At 71.5% G+C, this 18,548-nt stretch carries 21 protein-coding genes; 11 read left to right on the top strand and 10 right to left on the bottom strand.

Features of this window, described 5'->3' with window-relative positions; translation table 11 throughout:
* Window positions 1-87 precede the first annotated feature (87 nt).
* The 3 genes from RS82_RS05315 to RS82_RS05305 form a co-directional block, all read right to left on the bottom strand.
* A complete protein-coding gene (locus RS82_RS05315; protein ID WP_045297472.1) occupies window positions 88-564 on the bottom strand; it encodes an SIP domain-containing protein in 477 nt (158 codons plus the stop codon).
* A gap of 74 nt (window positions 565-638) precedes the next feature.
* Window positions 639-1,394 (bottom strand): tyrosine-protein phosphatase, encoded by a 756-nt coding sequence (locus tag RS82_RS05310; protein ID WP_045297471.1) that lies wholly within the window; start codon window positions 1,392-1,394, stop codon window positions 639-641.
* The gene (locus RS82_RS05305; RefSeq protein WP_045297469.1) at window positions 1,391-1,900 is read right to left on the bottom strand and encodes a carboxymuconolactone decarboxylase family protein; all 510 of its coding nucleotides are present in this window, start codon (window positions 1,898-1,900) and stop codon (window positions 1,391-1,393) included. The genes RS82_RS05310 and RS82_RS05305 overlap by 4 nt, the downstream gene beginning before the upstream one ends.
* A 67-nt stretch (window positions 1,901-1,967) precedes the next feature.
* Between RS82_RS05305 and RS82_RS05300 the strand changes: the two genes are divergently transcribed.
* The 9 genes from RS82_RS05300 to RS82_RS05260 all read left to right on the top strand — a co-directional run bounded on the left by RS82_RS05300 (window position 1,968) and on the right by RS82_RS05260 (window position 10,189).
* Window positions 1,968-2,918 (top strand): alpha/beta fold hydrolase, encoded by a 951-nt coding sequence (locus RS82_RS05300; RefSeq protein ID WP_245619520.1) that lies wholly within the window; start codon window positions 1,968-1,970, stop codon window positions 2,916-2,918.
* 167 nt (window positions 2,919-3,085) lie between these two features.
* Window positions 3,086-4,600 carry an ABC transporter substrate-binding protein gene (locus tag RS82_RS05295; RefSeq protein ID WP_045297468.1) on the top strand — a complete coding sequence of 505 codons (1,515 nt, stop codon included), beginning with the start codon at window positions 3,086-3,088 and terminating at the stop codon, window positions 4,598-4,600.
* Complete coding sequence (locus RS82_RS05290; protein WP_045297466.1) at window positions 4,597-5,547, top strand: ABC transporter permease; 951 nt, start codon at window positions 4,597-4,599, stop codon at window positions 5,545-5,547. The genes RS82_RS05295 and RS82_RS05290 overlap by 4 nt, the downstream gene beginning before the upstream one ends.
* A complete protein-coding gene (locus tag RS82_RS05285) occupies window positions 5,544-6,446 on the top strand; it encodes an ABC transporter permease (protein WP_045297465.1) in 903 nt (300 codons plus the stop codon). Before RS82_RS05290 ends, RS82_RS05285 begins: the two co-directional genes overlap by 4 nt.
* Window positions 6,443-7,231 (top strand): ATP-binding cassette domain-containing protein, encoded by a 789-nt coding sequence (locus RS82_RS05280; protein ID WP_045297464.1) that lies wholly within the window; start codon window positions 6,443-6,445, stop codon window positions 7,229-7,231. Before RS82_RS05285 ends, RS82_RS05280 begins: the two co-directional genes overlap by 4 nt.
* A gap of 41 nt (window positions 7,232-7,272) precedes the next feature.
* A complete protein-coding gene (locus RS82_RS05275) occupies window positions 7,273-8,022 on the top strand; it encodes an ABC transporter ATP-binding protein (RefSeq protein WP_045297555.1) in 750 nt (249 codons plus the stop codon).
* A gap of 254 nt (window positions 8,023-8,276) precedes the next feature.
* On the top strand, window positions 8,277-8,699 hold the full coding sequence (locus RS82_RS20615) for a hypothetical protein (protein ID WP_211255864.1): 423 nt from the start codon (window positions 8,277-8,279) through the stop codon (window positions 8,697-8,699).
* A gap of 19 nt (window positions 8,700-8,718) precedes the next feature.
* Window positions 8,719-9,789 carry a M4 family metallopeptidase gene (locus RS82_RS05265; protein ID WP_045297463.1) on the top strand — a complete coding sequence of 357 codons (1,071 nt, stop codon included), beginning with the start codon at window positions 8,719-8,721 and terminating at the stop codon, window positions 9,787-9,789.
* Complete coding sequence (locus RS82_RS05260) at window positions 9,767-10,189, top strand: protealysin inhibitor emfourin (protein WP_045297461.1); 423 nt, start codon at window positions 9,767-9,769, stop codon at window positions 10,187-10,189. Before RS82_RS05265 ends, RS82_RS05260 begins: the two co-directional genes overlap by 23 nt.
* Before the next feature lie 3 nt (window positions 10,190-10,192).
* Here RS82_RS05260 and RS82_RS05255 read toward each other — a convergent pair whose 3' ends face one another.
* Genes RS82_RS05255 through RS82_RS05240 form a run of 4 tightly spaced genes read right to left on the bottom strand, consistent with a single transcriptional unit; the run spans window position 10,193 to window position 13,188 of the window.
* Window positions 10,193-10,804 (bottom strand): GNAT family N-acetyltransferase, encoded by a 612-nt coding sequence (locus RS82_RS05255; RefSeq protein WP_045297460.1) that lies wholly within the window; start codon window positions 10,802-10,804, stop codon window positions 10,193-10,195.
* Window positions 10,805-10,839: 35 nt separating this feature from the next.
* Entirely contained in the window at window positions 10,840-11,532 is a 693-nt protein-coding gene (locus tag RS82_RS05250) for a uracil-DNA glycosylase (protein ID WP_045297458.1), read from the bottom strand.
* A 1-nt stretch (window position 11,533) separates the two neighbouring features.
* A complete protein-coding gene (locus tag RS82_RS05245) occupies window positions 11,534-12,403 on the bottom strand; it encodes an alanyl-tRNA editing protein (RefSeq protein WP_045297457.1) in 870 nt (289 codons plus the stop codon).
* Window positions 12,400-13,188, bottom strand: coding sequence for an SDR family oxidoreductase (locus RS82_RS05240; RefSeq protein ID WP_045297455.1), 789 nt, complete (start codon window positions 13,186-13,188; stop codon window positions 12,400-12,402). Before RS82_RS05240 ends, RS82_RS05245 begins: the two co-directional genes overlap by 4 nt.
* A 169-nt stretch (window positions 13,189-13,357) precedes the next feature.
* On the opposite strand from RS82_RS05240, the gene RS82_RS05235 reads away from it, so the two are divergent.
* Window positions 13,358-14,680, top strand: coding sequence for a bifunctional o-acetylhomoserine/o-acetylserine sulfhydrylase (locus RS82_RS05235; protein ID WP_045297454.1), 1,323 nt, complete (start codon window positions 13,358-13,360; stop codon window positions 14,678-14,680).
* 178 nt (window positions 14,681-14,858) lie between these two features.
* Entirely contained in the window at window positions 14,859-16,064 is a 1,206-nt protein-coding gene (gene metX, locus RS82_RS05230) for a homoserine O-acetyltransferase MetX (protein WP_045297452.1), read from the top strand.
* Window positions 16,065-16,077: 13 nt separating this feature from the next.
* Here metX and RS82_RS05225 read toward each other — a convergent pair whose 3' ends face one another.
* The 3 genes from RS82_RS05225 to RS82_RS05215 all read right to left on the bottom strand — a co-directional run bounded on the left by RS82_RS05225 (window position 16,078) and on the right by RS82_RS05215 (window position 18,511).
* Window positions 16,078-16,836: an NUDIX domain-containing protein gene (locus RS82_RS05225; RefSeq protein ID WP_052676696.1), complete on the bottom strand. Its 759-nt coding sequence runs from the start codon at window positions 16,834-16,836 to the stop codon at window positions 16,078-16,080.
* 40 nt (window positions 16,837-16,876) lie between these two features.
* A complete protein-coding gene (locus RS82_RS05220; RefSeq protein WP_045297451.1) occupies window positions 16,877-18,094 on the bottom strand; it encodes an MFS transporter in 1,218 nt (405 codons plus the stop codon).
* 90 nt (window positions 18,095-18,184) lie between these two features.
* On the bottom strand, window positions 18,185-18,511 hold the full coding sequence (locus RS82_RS05215) for a thiamine-binding protein (protein WP_045297450.1): 327 nt from the start codon (window positions 18,509-18,511) through the stop codon (window positions 18,185-18,187).
* Window positions 18,512-18,548 lie beyond the last annotated feature (37 nt).

Genomic DNA, 18,548 nt, shown 5'->3' with positions numbered 1-18,548 from the left:
CCGGCGCAATACCCTAGGCCGCGGGCGCCGCGGCGCGGAAGACGCGGTAGATCCGGCGGCGGAGGCCGACCACGACGGCGGGAGGCGTCAGCGCGCGGTGGCGAGGCCGTACTGCGCGGGAGTGTGGATCGCGTCCGTGCGGATGCCGAGCCCCACCAGGTGGTCGACGATGTCGGCCGTTCCGAGGTAGCCGCCCAGCAGGTGGATGCGGGTCTCGTCGTCTTCAGCGCACAGCATCTCGTCGGCCCACGCGGTGACGGCGCGCGTGAGCGCCTCACCCGAGGCGCAGCCACGGCCGGTGCCGGGCGCACCCGATCGCTGCGAGCGGTCGAGCCACGTCACGACCATGCGACTCGGCGCGGTGATCTCGGCCAGCCACGAGGCATCCGGAATCTCGATGAACACCCGGCCCGTCGAGCAGATCGGGAGGGTCGCGAGCACGGCCTCGAGCTCGGCCAGCGACGACTCGTCGGCCGTGATCAGGTGCTGGACGCGCGTGTGACGCGACGCACGGCACGCCGACGCGTTGTGCGCGGCACTCTGAGGCTGGATGTTCTGGACCATGACCCTTCCACTATAGCCGCTGACGAAGGGTTGCCTTACCTCATCACCGACCGCGAAGAATGGACGCCTCGTCTTTATGCGCTGCGGCGCAGCAGCACGCGGCGCAACTCTGCGATCTCGTCGTCGGCCAGGCCGTGCGCGCGCAGGTACTCCCCCGCCGACCCGTACCGCCGGGCGACGTCGTCGAGCAGCGCGCGCATGACCGGCGCCGGAGACCTGGTCGCGAGGTCCTCGAGGTGGACGGCGTCGGGATGCATCGCGCGCAGCATCTCGACGATCTTGCGATTGCGCCGCGGCGGGAGCAGACCCTCGGTGCGGGCGTAGTCGGCGACCACGGCATCGGGGTCGACACCGGCCGCCGCGAGGGTGAGCGCGATCGTCACGCCCGTGCGGTCCTTGCCGACGGTGCAGTGCACGAGCACCGGCTGGTCGGCGAGGATGCCCCGGACCACCGCGGTGACGCCCTCGGAGGAGTCGTCGACGAGTCGGCGATACATCTCGTCGAGGCTGATGTCGTCGCGGAAGAAGGACTCCACCGATCCGAGGAACAGGGGCACCCGCTGCGTGACGACGTCGAGACCGGCGATGCGGCTCGGTTCGCGCGCGACCTCGTCGTCGGCGCGGAGGTCGATGATGCGCCGCAGGTGAAGATCCGCGAGTGCGCGCGTGCCGGCCCGATCGAGCCGGGCGAGGTTGCCCGAGCGGAACAGCACGCCGAACCGCGTGGCCGCGTCGCCCGCGCGCAGGCCGCCCACGTCGCGCAGGTTGACCGCCCCCGGTACGACGGGGTCGGCCGGTGCCGGATCGAGAGGGGGTGTGGGGACGGTCACCAGGCGGCACCCGCGGCGGCGTCCTTGTCTTCGCCGACGAGGTCGTCGCGGGGCGGCGTGCTGTACCGGCCCGCGATGGCGATCCGGTTGAACGCGTTGATCGACACGAGGATCCAGCTGAGGGCGACGTACTCCTTCTCGCTGAGCACGCCGCCGATGCGGTTGTAGACGTCGTCGGGGATCCCGTCCTCGTGGATGTAGACATACGCCTCGGCGAGCTCGAGGCCTGCCCGCTCGCGGTCGGAGAAGACGCCCGACTCGCGCCACACCGGCAGCTGCGCGATGTCGTCCGCCGTGACGCCGGCGGCGAGCGCCCGCTCGACATGCACCCGCACGCAGTAGGCGCAGCCGTTGCGCTGCGACGCGTGGATCTGCACGAGTTCCTTGAGCCGGTCGTCGATGCCGTTCTCGGCGGCGATGCCGCCCACGGTCTTCGAGAAGGCCGAGAGCGCCTGATAGGCGGGTCGCGCCGCTCGCGAGAGATGCACGCGGTGTTCTGCCGTCATGACGCCAGACTACCCAGGGCCGGCTCGGGCAGGGCCGGGCGCCGCCGCGGTGCGGCATGATGAGCGGGTGAGCGACCCCATCGACGAGTTCTCGTTCCTTCCCGAGCAGGCCGCGGAGGCCGGCATCCAGGCTCTCGTGCCCCGCGGCGAGCGCCTGTCGCTGACGCTCGCCGACGGACGCACGCTGAGCGCGCTGCGGTACACCCCGGAGGACTCGCCTGGCGCCGCCCCCGTGGTGACATTCCTCCACGGCGCGGGCCTCAACGCGCACACCTGGGACACCACGATCCTCGCGCTCGGGCTCCCCGCTCTCGCGGTCGATCTGCCCGGCCACGGGGATTCGTCGTGGCGCGACGACGCCCTCTACGTCGCGCGTGTGCTCGCCCCCGACGTCGCCGCCGGCGTCGACGCGTGGACGGACGCTCCGCAGCTCCTCGTCGGCCAGTCGCTCGGCGGGCTGACCGCCGCCGCGGTGGCGGCATCCCGACCCGATCTCGTGCGCGAGCTGGTGGTCATCGACATCACGCCGGGCCTCGACCCGAACGCCGGGGCGCAGCAGATCCGGGACTTCTTCGCCGGCCCCGCCGACTGGGCCTCGCGCGACGAACTCGTCGAGCGCGCGCTGGCCTTCGGACTCGGCGGCGGCACCCGTCGCAAGGCCGAGCGCGGCGTGTACTTCAACTCCCGCATCCGCCCCGACGGCCGGGTGGAGTGGAAGCACCACTTCGCGCGCCTCGCGAACGCGGCATCCGCCGGGCCGACGGTCCCTGAGCCTGTGGAAGGACAGGACGCCGTCGCCTCGGTGCTCGGCGAGTCCGGCTGGGAGGATCTCGCCGCCGTCGCGGCCCCGACGACCCTCCTGCGCGGCGAGCGCGGCTACGTCACCGACGACGATGCAGCGGAGTTCGCACGACGCGTGCCCGCAGCATCCGTCGCCGTCGTCGCATCGGGGCACAACGTGCAGGAGGAGATCCCGCTGGAGCTGGGGGCGCGCCTGCGCGCCATGGCCGCCGTGTGACCGTTGCGGCACCGCTCGGGAAGCATTAACACTTCTGTTGCGTTCCGAGTACGCAGTCGCCGCCCGCCTCGGCGATATCCCTAGGCTGATACCTATCCGGCAGCCCGACCCCCTGGGCAGCCCCGGAGCCCCGCACAGCACACCCGGGACCCCCCGAAAGGACCTTCATGCTCCGTCGCACCGCTCTCGCCGCAGCGTCGCTGCTGGCCGCCGGTCTGCTCGTCCTCACCGCCTGCAGCGGTGGCGGGGGCGTCGCCGCGCCCACCTCGCCCGGGGAGCCCGACCCCGACGCGTCGGTCGCGGTCCGGCTGGTGCTCGAGCCCGGCAACCTCGACATCCGCGAGACCGCAGGGTCGGCGCTGGACCAGATCCTCGTCGACAACATCTACCAGGGCCTCGTCGCCCGCACGCCCGAGCAGGACATCGTCCCCGCGCTCGCGCGCGACTGGACCGTTTCGCCCGACGGCCTCACCTACACCTTCACGCTCCGCGAGGGTGTGACGTTCCACGACGGCCAGGAGCTCACCCCGCAGGACGTCGTGTGGTCGCTCACCACGCGTCGCGACACCCCGGCATGGCGCGACGCGGCGCGTCTGGCGAACGTCACCTCGATCACGGCGGAAGGGCAGGACATCACGCTGACCCTCACCGAGCCCGACTCGAGCCTGCTGTGGAACCTCACCGGCCGCGCCGGCATCGTCCTCAAGGAGGGCGACACCGTCGACTACAAGACCAAGGCCAACGGCACGGGTCCGTTCGTGCTGACGGAATGGCGCCAGGGCGACAGCATCACCTTCGAGCGCAACGACGCCTACTGGGGCGACGCATCCGGCGCCGCCGAGGTCGTGTTCGAATACATCCCCGACAATCAGGCCGCCCTCAACGCGGCGCTCGCGGGCGAGGTGGACGTGCTGACCGGCTTCGACGCGAACCTGAAGGAGCAGGTCGAGCAGAGCGGCGACTTCGCGCTCGTGCTCGGCAAGTCGACCGACAAGGGCACGCTCGCGTTCAACCAGACCTCCGGTCCGCTGTCCGACAAGCGCGTGCGCCAGGCGATCCGCCAGGCGATCGACCACGACGCCATCATCGAAGCCCTCGCGTCGGGGCAGACCCAGTACGGTCCGATCCCCGAACTCGACCCCGGCTACGAGGACCTGTCGGACGTCGCGCCGTATGACCCGGAGGCCGCGAAGAAGCTCCTCAAGGAGGCCGGGTACGAGGAAGACCTCGAGCTCACGCTGACCATCCCGAGCTTCTACTCGACGACGATCCCGCAGATCCTCGTGTCGGATCTCGACGAGGTCGGCATCACCCTCGACGTGGACTCGGTCGACTTCACCACGTGGCTCACCGATGTCTACACGAACCACGACTACGACCTGAGCTTCGTGCTCCACACGGAGGCCCGCGACTTCGAGAACTGGGCGAACCCCGACTACTACTTCACCTACGACAACCCCGAGGTTCAGGACCTGTACGCCCAGTCGCTGGCCGCCACCGACGAGGCCGAGGCCGCCGACCTGCTGAAGCAGGCCGCCCGCATCGTGTCGGAGGACGCCGCCGCCGACTGGCTCTACAACGGGGCCTCCGTCGTCGCCGTCGGCACTAACATCGCCGGTATGCCCTCGATCAACGTGAACGAGCGCCTCAACGTCGCCGAGATCGCCAAGAGCAACGGGTGATCCGATACACGCTGACCCGATTCGCCCTGCTCCTGCTCGGGCTTCTCGTCGCCAGCGTGCTGATCTTCCTCACGCTCCGGGTGCTCCCCGGTGACATCGCGCACCTCATCGCCGGTGTGGGATCCACCCCCGAGCAGCAGGACGCCATCCGGGAGCGGCTGGGACTCGACCGCCCCCTCCCGGAGCAGTACCTGACTTGGATCGGCGGACTGTTCCGCGGCGACCTCGGCACCTCCCTGCTCACGGGCACGAGCGTCGTGGACGAGCTCGCCCAGAAGGCGGAGGTGACCGTGCCCCTCGGCATCCTGTCCCTTCTGATCGCCGTCGTGATCAGCGTGCCGCTCGGTGTCCTCTCGGCCATGCGGCGCGGGCGGGCATCGGGCACGGGACTCAGCGTCGGCGCGCAGACCCTCGCCGCGGTGCCCGTGGTGTGGGCGGGCATGATGCTCGTCGTCGTCTTCGCAGTGTGGCTCGGGTGGCTGCCCGCGCAGGGCTTCCCGAGGTCGGGGTGGAGCGACCCGTGGGCTGCGCTGCGCGCGCTCATCCTCCCCGCCCTCACGATCGGCATCGTCGAAGGCGCCATGCTGCTGCGGTTCGTGCGCAGCGCCACGCTGCAGGCGGTCGGTCAGGACTTCGTGCGCACCGCGGCCGCGAAGGGACTCACCCGCGACCAGGCGCTGATCCGCCACGGCCTGCCGGTCGTCGGGCTGTCGGTCATCACGGTGCTGGGCCTGCAGGTCGCCGGCATCATCGTCGGCGCCGTCGTCATCGAGCAGCTCTTCTCCCTCCCGGGCATCGGCCGCATGCTCGTGGCCGACGTCGCCGCGCGCGACCTGCCGAAGGTCCAGGGCGAGCTCCTCGCCCTCACCGGGTTCGTGCTCATCGTCGGCTTCGTCGTGGACCTCGTGCACCGTCTCATCGACCCCCGGCAGCGGGAGGCATCGTGAGCACGCGACGTCGTTCGCGCTGGGCGTGGCTCAGCCGACTGTGGGCGCTGTCGACAGGACGCTTCGGGCTCATCGTGGTCGCCGTCGTGGCGGTCACCGCGATCGTCGCGCGGTTCTGGACGCCGTTCGACCCGCAGAAGGTCGACATCGCCGACCGCTGGGCCCTTCCGGGCTGGCCGCACCTGCTCGGCACCGACGGATCGGGGCGCGACATCCTGAGCCTCCTGATGGCGGGCGCCCGCACCACGGTGTTCGTCGCGATCGGCGCCGGCCTCGTCGCAACCGTGATCGGCATCTCGCTCGCGGCCCTCGGCGCCCTCACCGCGCGCTGGGTGCGCGAATCCGTGGCGGTGTTCGTCGACATCCTGATCGCGTTCCCGGTGCTCATCATCGCGATGATGATCTCGGCGGTGTGGGGCGGGTCGCTCTGGGTCGTGATCTGGGCGGTCGGCATCGGCTTCGGCGTGAACATCGCCCGCGTCACGCGGCCCGAGCTGCGCCGTGTGCTGCAGAGCGACTTCGTGCTGGCCGGACGCGCCTCCGGCCTCACGCCGGCGCAGAACCTGTGGCGGCACCTCCTCCCCAACGTCGCGCCGGTGTTCATCGTGCAGCTCTCGTGGGGCATGGCGGTCGCGGTGCTCGCGGAGGCGGGCTTGTCGTACCTCGGATTCGGCGCGCCGGTGACCGAGCCGTCCTGGGGTCTGCTCCTCGCGCAACTGCAGCAGTTCATCGGCGTGCACCCGCTGTCGGTGGTGTGGCCCGGTCTCGCCATCACGATCACCGTGCTGGGGCTGAACCTGCTCGGCGACGCCCTGCGAGAAGCGACCGACCCGACACTCTCGCGCAGTCCCTTTGCGACCCGGCGCGCACGGCTGCACATCCCGGAGGTGGTCTCGTGAGCCTGGAGGTGCGGGGCCTGACGATCGACATCGGCGACCGCCGTGTCGTGGACGGCGTGTCGTTCGCCGTGCCCGACGGCGCCCGCGTGGGACTCATCGGCGAGTCGGGGTCGGGCAAGTCGCTCACCGCCCTCGCGATCCTGGGCCTCCTGCCCGACGGTGCGGCGGCGTCGGGGAGCGTGCGATGGAACGGCCGCGAGATCCTCGGCCTGCCCGACCGCGAGCTCGCAGAGATCCGCGGCGACGAGATCGGCATCGTCTTCCAGGAGCCGCGCACCGCGCTCAACCCGATCCGCACCGTCGGACGCCAGATCGCCGAGTCGATACGCATCCACGAGGGACTCTCGAAACGGGATGCTGCGGCCCGCGCGGTCGCCGAGGCATCCCGTGTCGCCCTCCCCGATCCGGACCGGATCGTGGCCCGCTACCCTCATCAGCTGTCGGGCGGCCAGCGTCAGCGCGTCGCGATCGCGATGTCACTCGCCTGCCGGCCGCGACTGCTGATCGCCGACGAGCCGACGACGGCTCTCGACGTGACCATCCAGGCCGAGATCCTCGAGCTGCTGCTGTCGCTCGCGCGCGACGACGGCATGTCCCTCGTCTTCATCACGCACGACCTCGCGGTGCTGTCGCAGATCGCGACGCACGGTGTCGTGCTCGAGCAGGGACGTGTCGTCGAGGAGGCTCCGCTGTCTCAGCTGCTGTCGGCTCCGGCATCCGTCGTCACTCAAGAGCTGCTGCGCGACGCGACGGCGACGCTGTGGCGGCCAGGGGGCGCGGAGTGAGCGTGCTGATCCGCGGCCGCGGGCTCACCCGGCGCTACCCCATGCCGAAGACGCACCTGTTCGAGAAGCAGGCGTTCACGACGGGACTCGAGGACGCGGACATCGACGTGCGCGAAGGCTCTGCGGTCGGCCTCATCGGCGAATCGGGCTCGGGCAAGTCGACGCTCGTCCGCCTCCTGCTGGCGCTCGACACGCCTTCCGCCGGCGCCCTCGAGTTCGACGGGCGACCGGTCGACGCGAGCGCCTCGGCACGGTCGCTGCACTGGCTGCGCAAGCAGACGGGAATCGTGTTCCAGGACCCGTATGCGTCGCTCGACCCGCGCATGAGCGTCGGACGCATCGTCGGCGAGCCGCTGTGGGCGCTCGGGATCGACGGCGACCGTCGCGCGCGTGTGCGCGAGGTGCTCGAGGACGTCGGCCTCGAGGCGGACATGGCCGACCGCTTCCCGCACGAGTTCTCGGGCGGCCAGCGGCAGCGCATCGCCCTCGCCCGCGCGATCGTGCACCGGCCCCGCCTGCTCGTGGGCGACGAGCCGCTGTCGGCGCTCGACGTCACGGTCCGGGCGCAGATCCTCGAACTGCTCGGCGAGCTGCGCGTGCGCGACGGCCTGACGCTCCTGATGGTGTCGCACGACATCGGCGTCGTGCAGAACCTGTGCGACGAAGTGGTCGTCATGAAGGATGGCCGCATCGTCGAGGAGGGCCCGACCGAGAAGGTGCTGCTGCAGCCCCAGGTCTCGTACACACGGCGGCTGCTGGCCTCCATCCCTGTCATCGAGAACGGCACGTAGTCGGGGAGGCCTCCCCTCGTACGGCCGCTCCCCGCTGGTGTTGCGCGCGACGAGTCCGTGGAGAAACAGTCCTGCCGATAAGGACGCCCGGTCGGGACCCGCGAGAGCTGCTCGAGAGACGGATGCCGCGACCATCGCGGAGACCGCCCCGTGATGCCGCGGCCGCTTCCTCCCCGGGGTGTGACGGGTCGTCCTTATCCCCAGGAACATCTCCGGCAGAGCAAACCGCGCGCGTGAGCCGCGATCATGGCGTCGTGATGTCCTGGCAGATGGCGATGGGGCGCGCAGGTCACGTCGCGTCCACCCGTGACCTGCGCCGCATCGGACTCTCGGACGTCGACGTGCGGATGTTCGTGTCCTACGGGCTGCTGGTGCGGGTGCGGGTCGGCTGGTACGTCACGCCGGGTGTCGACGCTGCGGTCCGGGAGGCGGTGCGTCTCGGCGGACGGCTCGCTTGTCTCAGCGCCCTGCGCCACCGTGGTGCGCCCGTGGGCGACGACGGTCGCCTGCACATCGAGCTTCCCGCCCACGCTGTGCGGCGCCCCGGCGCCGGCGACCCCTCGGCAGTGAAGGTTCATTGGACTCGCCGCCCCTCGTCAGGCGACCGTGCCACGGTCGACATCGCCGCTGCGTGGCGCGTCGCGCGCACGTGCGTCGGCACTCCACCCTGTCGGTGACGGCCAGTAGGTTCGGAGGATGAGCCCCGGAATCGTCCCGCCGTACCTGCTCGCCCGCATCGCCGCCGTGCAGGAGGAGAACTGGGCTCGGGCCGCCGACGCGGCGCACCGCACCCTCGCGGCGCCGCGAGAGTACCGTCCGGTGCTCTCCCGCCTGCGCCTGTCGATCCAGGAGCCGGGAACGCTCGTCGCCGAGGCGACGCCCGCACCCGACCGCGAGATCTCCGATGCGAAGCACCGCGAAGTGCTGCCCGGAACCCGGGTGCGCGGCGAGGACGACCCGGCGACGGGCGACGCGTCCGTCGACGAGGCGTTCGACGGGCTCGGCGCGACGTACGACTTCTGGTGGGACGCGTACGCCCGCGACAGCATCGACGGCTCCGGCAGCTCGCTGCTGGCGACCGTGCACTACGGCCGCGACTACGACAACGCGTTCTGGAACGGCGAGCGCATGGTCTTCGGCGACGGCGACGACGAGGTGTTCCGCGGGTTCACCAGGTCGCTCAGCGTGATCGCGCACGAGCTTGCGCACGGCGTGATCGAGGACGAGGGCGGCCTGCTGTACCGCGGCCAGTCCGGAGCACTCAACGAGTCGATCGCCGACGTCTTCGGCGCTCTGGCCGAGCAGCACCGCGATGGGCAGACGGTCGACGAGGCGACGTGGCTCATCGGCGAGGGGATCTTCACCGACGCCGTGCAGGGCGTGGCGCTGCGATCGCTCAAGGCCCCCGGCACAGCCTACGACGACGACGTGCTCGGCAAGGACCCGCAACCCGCACATATGCGCGACTTCGTCGAGACCCGCGACGACAACGGCGGCGTGCACATCAACTCCGGCATCCCCAACCACGCGTTCTACCTCACGGCGCAGGCGCTCGGCGGCCACGCCTGGGAGCGCGCCGGGCTCATCTGGTACCGCGCCCTGACGTCGGGGACGCTTCCGTCGACGGCCGACTTCACCACCTTCGCACGCGCCACCCTCGCAGCGGCGGCCGCGGAGTACGGTGAGGAGTCGGAGGAGGTCGACGCCGTCCGCACCGGGTGGACGGGCGTCGGCGTGATCCCGGATGACCGAGACGCCGAGTCCTGACCCGACCGCACCGCCCGCGAGGCCGCCCGCGGTCGAGGTCGATGTCGCGCGCACCGGCGGCATCGCCGGCATGACGCGACGGTGGTCGGCGCAGCCGCCCGAGGCGGAGGCATCCGAGTGGATCACGCTCATCGACCGCTGCCCGTGGAGTGAGGCGAGCGCCGCCGCAGGCGAGGACCCCGACGACGAGGTCGAAGCCGCTGCCCAGCACCGGGCGACGCGACGCCGCGAGCCGATGCCCGATGGCTTCGTGTGGTCGATCCGCGCGACGTGGTCGGGGACCGGCCCCCTCGAGGCCGAGCTGCCCGACGACGAGGTCGTGGGCGCCTGGCGCGAGCTCGTCGACGCCGTGCGCGACTGGAGCCGGCAGAGCGTCGACCCCGGTCGGTCGAGCGGCTGACGCTCAGCGCGTGAAGAGGCCCTTCTTCTTCACGGGTTTGAGAGCCTTCTGCATGTAGATCGTGCCGAGCCACCGGCCGAACTTGAAGCCGACGCGGCCCATGCGCCCGACCTCGACGAAGCCCATCTTCTCGTGCAGGGCGACCGACCCCTCGGCGCCCTTGTCGCTGATCACCGCGACCATCTGCCGGATCCCGGCCGCCTCGCACGCCTCGATGAGGGCTTCGAGCAGCGCGCGCCCGAGCCCCTTGCCCGTGGCGGCCTGGCCGAGGTAGATCGAGTTCTCGACCGAGAACCGGTACGCGGACTTGCTCGACATCGGCTGGACGAGCGCGTACCCGAGGATCTGACCCGACGGCGACTCGGCGACGAGGAACGGGAGGCCCTGCTTCGCGAGGCCGGCGCGCTTCTTGCGCCACTGCGCCACCGACCACACATCCTCGTCGAAGGTGACGACCGAGTTGGTGACGTAGTAGTTGTAGATCTCGCGGATGTCGGGGATGTCGCGGTCCTCGACGGGCCGGATCGTGAATGTGAAGGGCCGCTCGGGCTCGGGCTGCCGTTGCAGATGGCGCGGCAGCTTGCGGCGGTCCTTCTCGTATTCCTCTTCGAGCATGGCTTCTCCTGGATGTCTGCGGTCGGCCGGCGACTCTACGCGGGCAGCCGCCAGTCAACGGGGTCGGCGCCCTGTCGGGCGAGCAGCTCATTAGCGCGCGAGAACGGTCGTGAGCCGAAGAACCCCCGGCTCGCCGACAGTGGCGACGGGTGCGGCGATTCGATGATCGGCGTGGTGCCCAGGAGCGGTCTCAGGTTCGCGGCATCCCGGCCCCACAGGATCGCCACGAGCGGCCGGTCGCGCGCGACGAGCGTGCGGATGGCATGCTCGGTCACCTTCTCCCATCCCCAGCCGCGATGGGATGCCGGCGCCCCTGGTGCGACCGTGAGCACGCGGTTCAGCAGCATGACCCCCTGGTCGCTCCACGCCGACAGGTCGCCGTGCGGGGCGCGCGCAATGCCGAGGTCGGACTCCAGCTCCTGGTAGATGTTCCCGAGGCTGCGTGGCAGCGGCCGCACGTGCGCGTCGACCGCGAACGAGAGCCCGATCGGATGCCCCGGCGTGGGGTACGGGTCCTGCCCGACGATGAGCACCTTGACGTCGGGAAGAGGCCGCTGGAACGCCCGCAGCACGCGGTCGCCGGCCGGCAGATAGTGGCGTCCGGCGGCGACCTCGGCGCGAAGCCGCTCGCCGAGCGCGGCGATGTCCACAGCGACAGGTGCGAGCGCCGCCGACCACTCCGGGTCGATGAGTCCGGCGTCGGCGAGTTCGGGCAGGGCCATCGCCATCTCAGGCGCGCTCCGCCGTGGTGGTCATGACGAGCTCGAGGCCGCCCTCGACCGTCGCGGACGTGAACGCCACGGTCGCCGCCGACAGTTCGCGGAGGGACGCGACGTGCGTGCCGCCGCACGGGATCCTCGCCTCGGCGCCCGGCAGCCCGCACACCCACGTGCGGCGGTCCGCGAGCGTGTCGCCGTCGCGCTCGATGCGCACCGCGCCGCCCGCCGCGATCCACTCCGCGAGCTGCGCGTCGACCTGGGCCGCCAGTGCGTCGAGGTCGGCCAGCGCATCGGGATCGAAGCCCTTGCGCCGGAGCGACTTGCCGATGCGGTACACGTCGCGCGAGCCGTCGGGCAGGATCCGCGACTCCTGGATCGCGAGCGCGTCGAACGCCGGGGCGCCGAGAGCATCGGTCGGCGCGTCCTTGCGCCACGCGCCGGCGAGTGCCGCGTCGAGGGCGAGGGAGGCCAGGTGGCAGGCGGTGTGCCCTGCCGAGAGCGCGGCGCGGTTGGCGGCGTCCACCGTCACGATCACCGTGTCGCCCGCCGCGACCGCGGCGCCGTCGTCGACGAGGTGCGCGACGACGAACGTCCAGCCCTCGGTGCCGGTGCGCACGGGAACGTCGGGGCCGAGCAGCAAGGTGTCGCCTTGCGTCGCGCCGACGACGGCGTCGACCACGACGATCTCGGCGCCGCCCACGCCCAGTGTGCCGCGGTCGGCGGGCTGGTCTGGCCACGCGGTGTCGACGGGGTGGAACGCAGTCTCGTCGAGGACGACGGCCGTTCGCCCGTCGCCGGCGTCGGCGACGTGGACGACCGTGCCGCGGGAGGAGGTGGCGCCGGCCGGATAGGTGACGACGGTGCCGTCGGCGGGGGTCACAGTTCCTCCGCGCCGCGCGGGCGCAGCGGGCCGCGCGCGAGGAGGAACTGCGCCGACTGCGCGACCGGGCGCATGGTGATGAGGTCGAGGTTGACGTGACCGGGCGCATTGAGCGCGTAGGCGATGACGTCGGCCACGTCGTGGGCGGTCAGCGGGTTCTCGACGCCGTCGTACACCCGCTCGGCCGCCGCGCTGTCGCCGCCGAGGCGGTTGAGGGTGAACTCCGGCGTGTGCACCATGCCCGGAGCGACCTCGATCACGCGGATCGGCTCGCCGTTCAGTTCGAGCCGCAGCGCATGCGCGATCATCGCCTCACCGGCTTTGGCGGCGTTGTAGCCGGCGCCGCCGGCGTAGGCGGTCTGCGCGGCGGTGGAGGTGAGGAAGAGCGTGTCGGCGTGACCGTCGGATGCCGCGGCCCGGCGCAGCTGAGGCAGCAGCGCCGCGACCAGCCGCTGTGCCGACAGCACGTTGACGTCGAACATCCACTGCCAGTCCTCGACGCGGCCGGCCTCGACGCGGTCGGTGCCGCGTGCGCCGCCGGCCACGTGGACGAGGGCGTGCACCGGGCCGGAGTCCGCCAGGAACGCGGCGAGCGCCTCGACGTCGGCGTCGGTCGTGAGGTCCGCCGCGAACGCGACGGCGCCCGTCTCGGCCTCCAGGGCGGCGAGCCGATCGGCGCGTCGCGCGACGCCGACCACGTCCCATCCGGTCTCGCGCAGCGCACGCACCGCCGCTTCGCCGATCCCCGAGCTCGCCCCGGTCACCACTGCACGTCTGTTCGCCATGACCACAACGCTACCCACGTCGCGCCCGGCGGCACTCCCCGACCGGGATTCCGGGGCCCGATCGCATTACGTCACATTTCCCCCACGTTGTTGACAACCCCGGGTTCTCCGTACTCTCGAACCCGGCTGGGGGGCACGCTCCCGGCATCCGATCCCGCAGGAGCAGGCCATGTCCGCACCCGAGAACTGGCGTTTCGAGACCAAGCAGATCCACTCGGGGGCCCAGCCCGACCCGGTGACCAAGGCTCGCGCCACGCCGATCTACCAGACCACGTCGTACGTCTTCGACAATGCGGACCACGCCGCCAACCTCTTCGCGCTCGCCGAGTTCGGCAACATCTACACGCGCATCCAGAACCCCACGCAGGCCGTCGTCGAGGAGCGCCTCGCCGCGCTCGAGGGGGGCACCGGCGCCCTGCTGCTCGCGAGCGGCCAGGCCGCCGCGACCTTCGCGGTGCTCAACATCGCCGAGGCGGGCGACCACATCGTGTCGTCGAGCTCGATCTACGGCGGCACCTACAACCTCTTCAAGTACACGCTCGCGAAGCTCGGCATCGAGGTCACGTTCGTCGAGAACCAGGACGACCTCGAGGAGTGGCGCCGCGCGGTCCGCCCGAACACGAAGCTGTTCTTCGCCGAGACCATCGGCAACCCGAAGATCAACGTGCTCGACATCCGCGGCGTCGCCGATGTCGCCCACGAGAACGGCGTGCCGCTCATCGTCGACAACACGATCGCGACCCCGTACCTCATCAAGCCGTTCGAGCACGGCGCCGACATCATCGTCCACTCGGCGACGAAGTTCCTGGGCGGCCACGGCACCACCATCGGCGGCGTGATCGTCGACGGCGGCACGTTCGAGTGGTCCAAGAACGTCGACAAGTTCCCCGGCCTCACCGTCCCGGACCCCTCGTACCACGGCGCCTCCTACACGGCAGCGGTCGGCGACGGCCTCGCCTACATCATCAAGGCGCGCGTGCAGCTGCTGCGCGACCTCGGTTCGGCCATCTCGCCGAACAGCGCGTGGCTGCTGATCCAGGGCATCGAGACGCTCTCGCTGCGCGTCGAGCGCCACGTGCAGAACGCGCAGGAGATCGCCGAGTGGCTCGAGAACCACTCCGACGTCGCCTCGGTCAACTACTCGGGCCTGCCCACGTCGCCGTGGTACGCAGCCGCCAACGCCTACGCCCCGAAGGGCGTCGGCGCGGTGCTGTCGTTCGAGCTGAAGGGCGGCGTCGAGGCCGGCCGCGAGTTCGTCAACTCGCTGACGCTCTTCAGCCACCTCGCCAACATCGGCGACGTGCGCTCGCTCGTGATCCACCCCGCGTCGACTACGCACTCGCAGCTCACGCCCGAGCAGCAGCTCACGACCGGGGTCACGCCGGGCCTCGTGCGCCTCTCGGTGGGCCTCGAGAACATCGACGACCTCAAGGCCGACCTCGAGCAGGCGCTCGCGGCGGCCCGCCGGGTGTCGGAGGCCGCTCGCGCCTGATCCCCCTCCTCGGGACACGGATGCCTCGTCCCGGCGCACCGCGCCGGGACGAGGCATCCTTCATTCCTGGTCGGTGTCGGGCTCGTCCGCCACGAAGTCGGCCGCCAGCTCCCCACCCGTGCCACCCGCCCGGTGTAACAGACCGCACCACCACGCATGCTCAGGCGAGAATGGACGAATGGACTGGCAGACCTCCGAAGACACGGTGCCGAGCGCGCCCGTGACGGAGGCCGACGCGCGCCTGCTGCTGGGCCGCCCTCCGGCGACCGGTGCGTGGCGCGACGGCGATCCCGTGGGCGCCCGTCACTTCGCGGCGTTCGGGGCGTTCCGCACCGAGGGCGGCCGCGAGCTGCCCGCCTATCGCCTCGCCTACGAGACGTGGGGCGAGCTCAACGCCGCCCGCGACAACGCCGTGCTCGTCCTGCACGCGCTCACCGGCGACAGCCACGTGCGCGGGCCGGCAGGCGCGGGGCACCCGACGTCGGGCTGGTGGGACGACATCGTCGGCCCCGGCGCGCCCATCGACACCGATCGCTGGTTCGTCGTCGCCCCGAACATGCTGGGCGGCTGCCAGGGGTCGACGGGTCCGGCATCCATCGGCCCCGACGGCTACGAGTGGGCGTCGCGCTTCCCGTACCTGACGATCCGCGACCAGGTCGCCGCCCAGGTGCGCCTGGCCGACGCCCTCGGCATCGACGTGTGGGCCGCCGTCGTCGGTGGATCGATGGGCGGCATGCACGCCCTCGAATGGTCCATCCTGCTCCCCGATCGCGTCGAGCGGGTCGGCATCCTCTCGTCGCCGCCGGTGAACACGGCCGACCAGGTCGCGCTCAATTCGGTGCAGCTCGAGGCGATCCGCATCGACCCGAGGTACCAGGGCGGCGAGTACTACGACGCGGGCGACGGCGACGGACCGAACCGCGGGCTCGCGCTCGCCCGGCGGATGGCGCTGCTCAACTACCGCTCCCCCACGGAGCTCAACCAGCGCTTCCAGCGCACGTGGCAGTCCGGCGTGAGCCCGCTCGGGCACGGCGGGCGCTTCGCCGTCGAGTCCTACCTCGACTTCCACGGCAACAAGTTCACGCGCCGCTTCGACGCGAACTCGTACATCACGCTGGTCGAGGCGATGAACTCGCACGACGTCGGCCGCGACCGGGGCGGCGTCGAGGACGCCCTCGCCCTCATCACCGCCAAGGCTCTCGTGCTCGGCATCGACAGCGACCGGCTCTTCCCCATCGACGGCCAGCACCGCATCGCGCGCGGGATCCGCAACACGCTCGACGGCGATCGCGCCGTCGTGCTGTCGAGCGACTTCGGCCACGACGGGTTCCTCATCGAGACGAACGCCGTCGGCTCGCACCTGCGGCGGCTGCTCGAGGCCTGAACCCCCGGAGGTCTCAGTCCGTGCGCTCGTAGCGCCACGGGAGGGCGCCGATCTCGAGACGATGACGGGACCCGGATGCTGCGCCCTCGGCGTCGGCCTCCCACTCATCGTCTCCCTGCCACATGAGGACGGGGCCATCGCCGCCGCGGCGGGCGACCGTCTCGAAGCGCTCGACGCCGCCGAGGCGCGCGGCTCCGACCGCGGAATCCAGATCCGCGTGCTCGGCCAGGCCGTGCAGGGTCACCCACGTCGGCGGATAAAGCGTGAACCCGCCGCGCCCGTGCCGCGCGAGCGCGTCGGCGGGGCGCAGCCACTCGGCGGCGACGGCCTCGTCGGCCGACAGGGCGAGTGCGCCTGCTGCGGCCGGCGCCACGAAGAACCACGTGCGGATGCGCAGCGCGAGACCGGGCGGCGGGTCCCAGCACGACAGCGTCACGAGAGCGTCGGCGTCCAGCGCGAGTCCGGTCTCCTCGTGCGTCTCGCGCACGCCGGCGCGGCGGGCGACGACCTCCTCGGGTTCGCCGTCGGCGGAGCGGTCGGCGTCTTCGAGCTTGCCGCCGGGAAACACCCACGCACCGGCGAACGACCCGCGGTCCGGCCGTTCGATCATCAGCACCTCGAGCCCGTCGCCGGCGTCGCGCAGCAGCACGACCGTCGCGGCGACGGGGATCGCCGGGTCGGTGGCGTCCTCGGGGCGGCGCGTACGGGCGCCGCCGATCGAGTCGCTCAGCGCCCGTAGGGCACGGTCGGCGGACGGCGTCGGTTCCGGCATCCGCACACTCTATCCATCGCGGCGGCCCGCGGCGCGGGGCTCAGACCGCGACGGGCGCCCGGCGCCGCTCGAGCACGAGGCTCGCCGACGCGAGCACGAGCCCGGCGAGGGCCAGGCCCACACCCACCCACGCGGGTGCGCCGAAGCCCCATCCGGCAGCGATGACGACGCCGCCGAGGAACGCGCCCAGGCTGTTGCCGATGTTGAGGGCCGAGTGGTTCAGCGCCGCGGCGATCGACTGGTTGTCCTCGGCGACATCCATCAGCCGCGTCTGGATGGTGGGGCTGAGCGCGGACGCCACGAACCCCACCGCGAACACGAAGAACGCGAGCGCCCAGATCCAGGTCGCAGTCAGCGCGAGCAGAGCGAGCACCGCGGCGAGCCCCACGAGACCCCCGATGAGCGTCCGCTTGAGGTCGACGTCGGCGAGGTGGCCGCCGACGAGGTTGCCGACGGTCATGCCGAGCCCGATGAGCACGAGGACGATCGGTACGACCCACTCCGGCGAGCCCGCGACTTCGGTCACGAGTGGCGCGACGTAGCTGTACACCGCGAAGAACCCGCCGAAGCCGATCGCGCCGACGCCGAGCGCCAGCCAGACCTGACCGATGCGGAACACCTTGAGCTCCGCCCGCAGCGTGCGCGAGGGATCCCCCGGATGCTCCGGCACGAAGAACGCGATGAGCACCGTGGCGGTCGCGAAGATGGCTGCGACGACCATGAACGCCGCCCGCCAGCCCAGCTGCTGGCCGAGGTAGGTGCCCAGCGGCACACCGACGACGTTCGCGACAGTGAGGCCGGTCAGCACGAACGCGACGCCCTTCGCCCGCTTGCCCGGCCCGAGGACGTCGGCGGCGACGAGCGCACCGATGCCGAAATAGGCGCCGTGCGGAAGCCCCGCAAGGAACCGGGATGCGGCGACCCACTCGAACGTCGGCGCCAGGAACGTGAGCGCGTTGAAGACCGTGAGGGCGAGCGCGAGCCCGATCATCACGCGGTGGCGCGGATACTTCGCGACCGCGCCGGCGATCGTCGGAGCACCGACGACCACACCGAGGGCATACAGCGAGATGAGCCAGCCGGCCTGATAGATCGCATCCTCCTGGCGGAGCTGCCAGAGCGACGGAAGGAGGTCGGAGCCGATGTTCGGCAGCAGGCCCATGACGACGAACTCGGTCATGCCGATGCCGAAGCTGCCGACGGCGAGGGAAAGGAGCGCCCACGTCGCCGCCCCCCTCGTCAGATTCGAGGAGGTCACGCGGTCATGCTAGCGGCGGTCGCAGCATCCTGTCGAATCGATTCGGGGGCGTCGACGCGGCGCGTCATGAACGCACCGGGACCCGGAGCCTCACTCGGCGGCGGCGTCGCCGTCCTGGCGGTCGATCGCGGCCTCGAGGCGCTCGATCTTGCCGTCGAGCTCGCCCGAGTGGCCGGGGCGGATGTCGGCCTTGAGTACGAGCGAGACACGGGAGCCGTATGGTGCGACGGCGTCGGTCGCGCGCTTGACGACGTCGAAGACCTCGTCCCACTCCCCCTCGATCTCGGTGAACATCGAGGTCGTCCGGTGCGGCAGGCCGCTGTCGCGCACGACCCGCACGGCGGCGGCCACGGCGTCGTGCACCGAGCCGTCGGCGCGGCCGGTCCCGCTGGGGGCGACAGAGAAGGCGACGAGCATGGGAACCTCCGGTTCTCGAGGGGGACGAGCAGGGCCA

The sequence above is a fragment of the Microbacterium trichothecenolyticum genome (assembly GCF_000956465.1).
Classification (GTDB): domain Bacteria; phylum Actinomycetota; class Actinomycetes; order Actinomycetales; family Microbacteriaceae; genus Microbacterium; species Microbacterium trichothecenolyticum.
The sequence above is the reverse complement of the archived record's forward strand: the minus strand, read 5'-3'. Positions and strand labels throughout refer to the sequence as shown.

Coding starts and splice junctions, on each gene's coding strand:
- RS82_RS05315 (WP_045297472.1), bottom strand. CDS start 564: ATGGTCCAGAACATCCAGCCTCAGAGTGCCGCGCACAACGCGTCGGCG.
- RS82_RS05305 (WP_045297469.1), bottom strand. CDS start 1,900: ATGACGGCAGAACACCGCGTGCATCTCTCGCGAGCGGCGCGACCCGCC.
- RS82_RS05295 (WP_045297468.1), top strand. CDS start 3,086: ATGCTCCGTCGCACCGCTCTCGCCGCAGCGTCGCTGCTGGCCGCCGGT.
- RS82_RS05275 (WP_045297555.1), top strand. CDS start 7,273: ATGCCGAAGACGCACCTGTTCGAGAAGCAGGCGTTCACGACGGGACTC.
- RS82_RS05265 (WP_045297463.1), top strand. CDS start 8,719: ATGAGCCCCGGAATCGTCCCGCCGTACCTGCTCGCCCGCATCGCCGCC.
- RS82_RS05260 (WP_045297461.1), top strand. CDS start 9,767: ATGACCGAGACGCCGAGTCCTGACCCGACCGCACCGCCCGCGAGGCCG.
- RS82_RS05255 (WP_045297460.1), bottom strand. CDS start 10,804: ATGCTCGAAGAGGAATACGAGAAGGACCGCCGCAAGCTGCCGCGCCAT.
- RS82_RS05250 (WP_045297458.1), bottom strand. CDS start 11,532: ATGGCGATGGCCCTGCCCGAACTCGCCGACGCCGGACTCATCGACCCG.
- RS82_RS05240 (WP_045297455.1), bottom strand. CDS start 13,188: ATGGCGAACAGACGTGCAGTGGTGACCGGGGCGAGCTCGGGGATCGGC.
- RS82_RS05235 (WP_045297454.1), top strand. CDS start 13,358: ATGTCCGCACCCGAGAACTGGCGTTTCGAGACCAAGCAGATCCACTCG.
- metX (WP_045297452.1), top strand. CDS start 14,859: ATGGACTGGCAGACCTCCGAAGACACGGTGCCGAGCGCGCCCGTGACG.
- RS82_RS05225 (WP_052676696.1), bottom strand. CDS start 16,836: ATGCCGGAACCGACGCCGTCCGCCGACCGTGCCCTACGGGCGCTGAGC.
- RS82_RS05215 (WP_045297450.1), bottom strand. CDS start 18,511: ATGCTCGTCGCCTTCTCTGTCGCCCCCAGCGGGACCGGCCGCGCCGAC.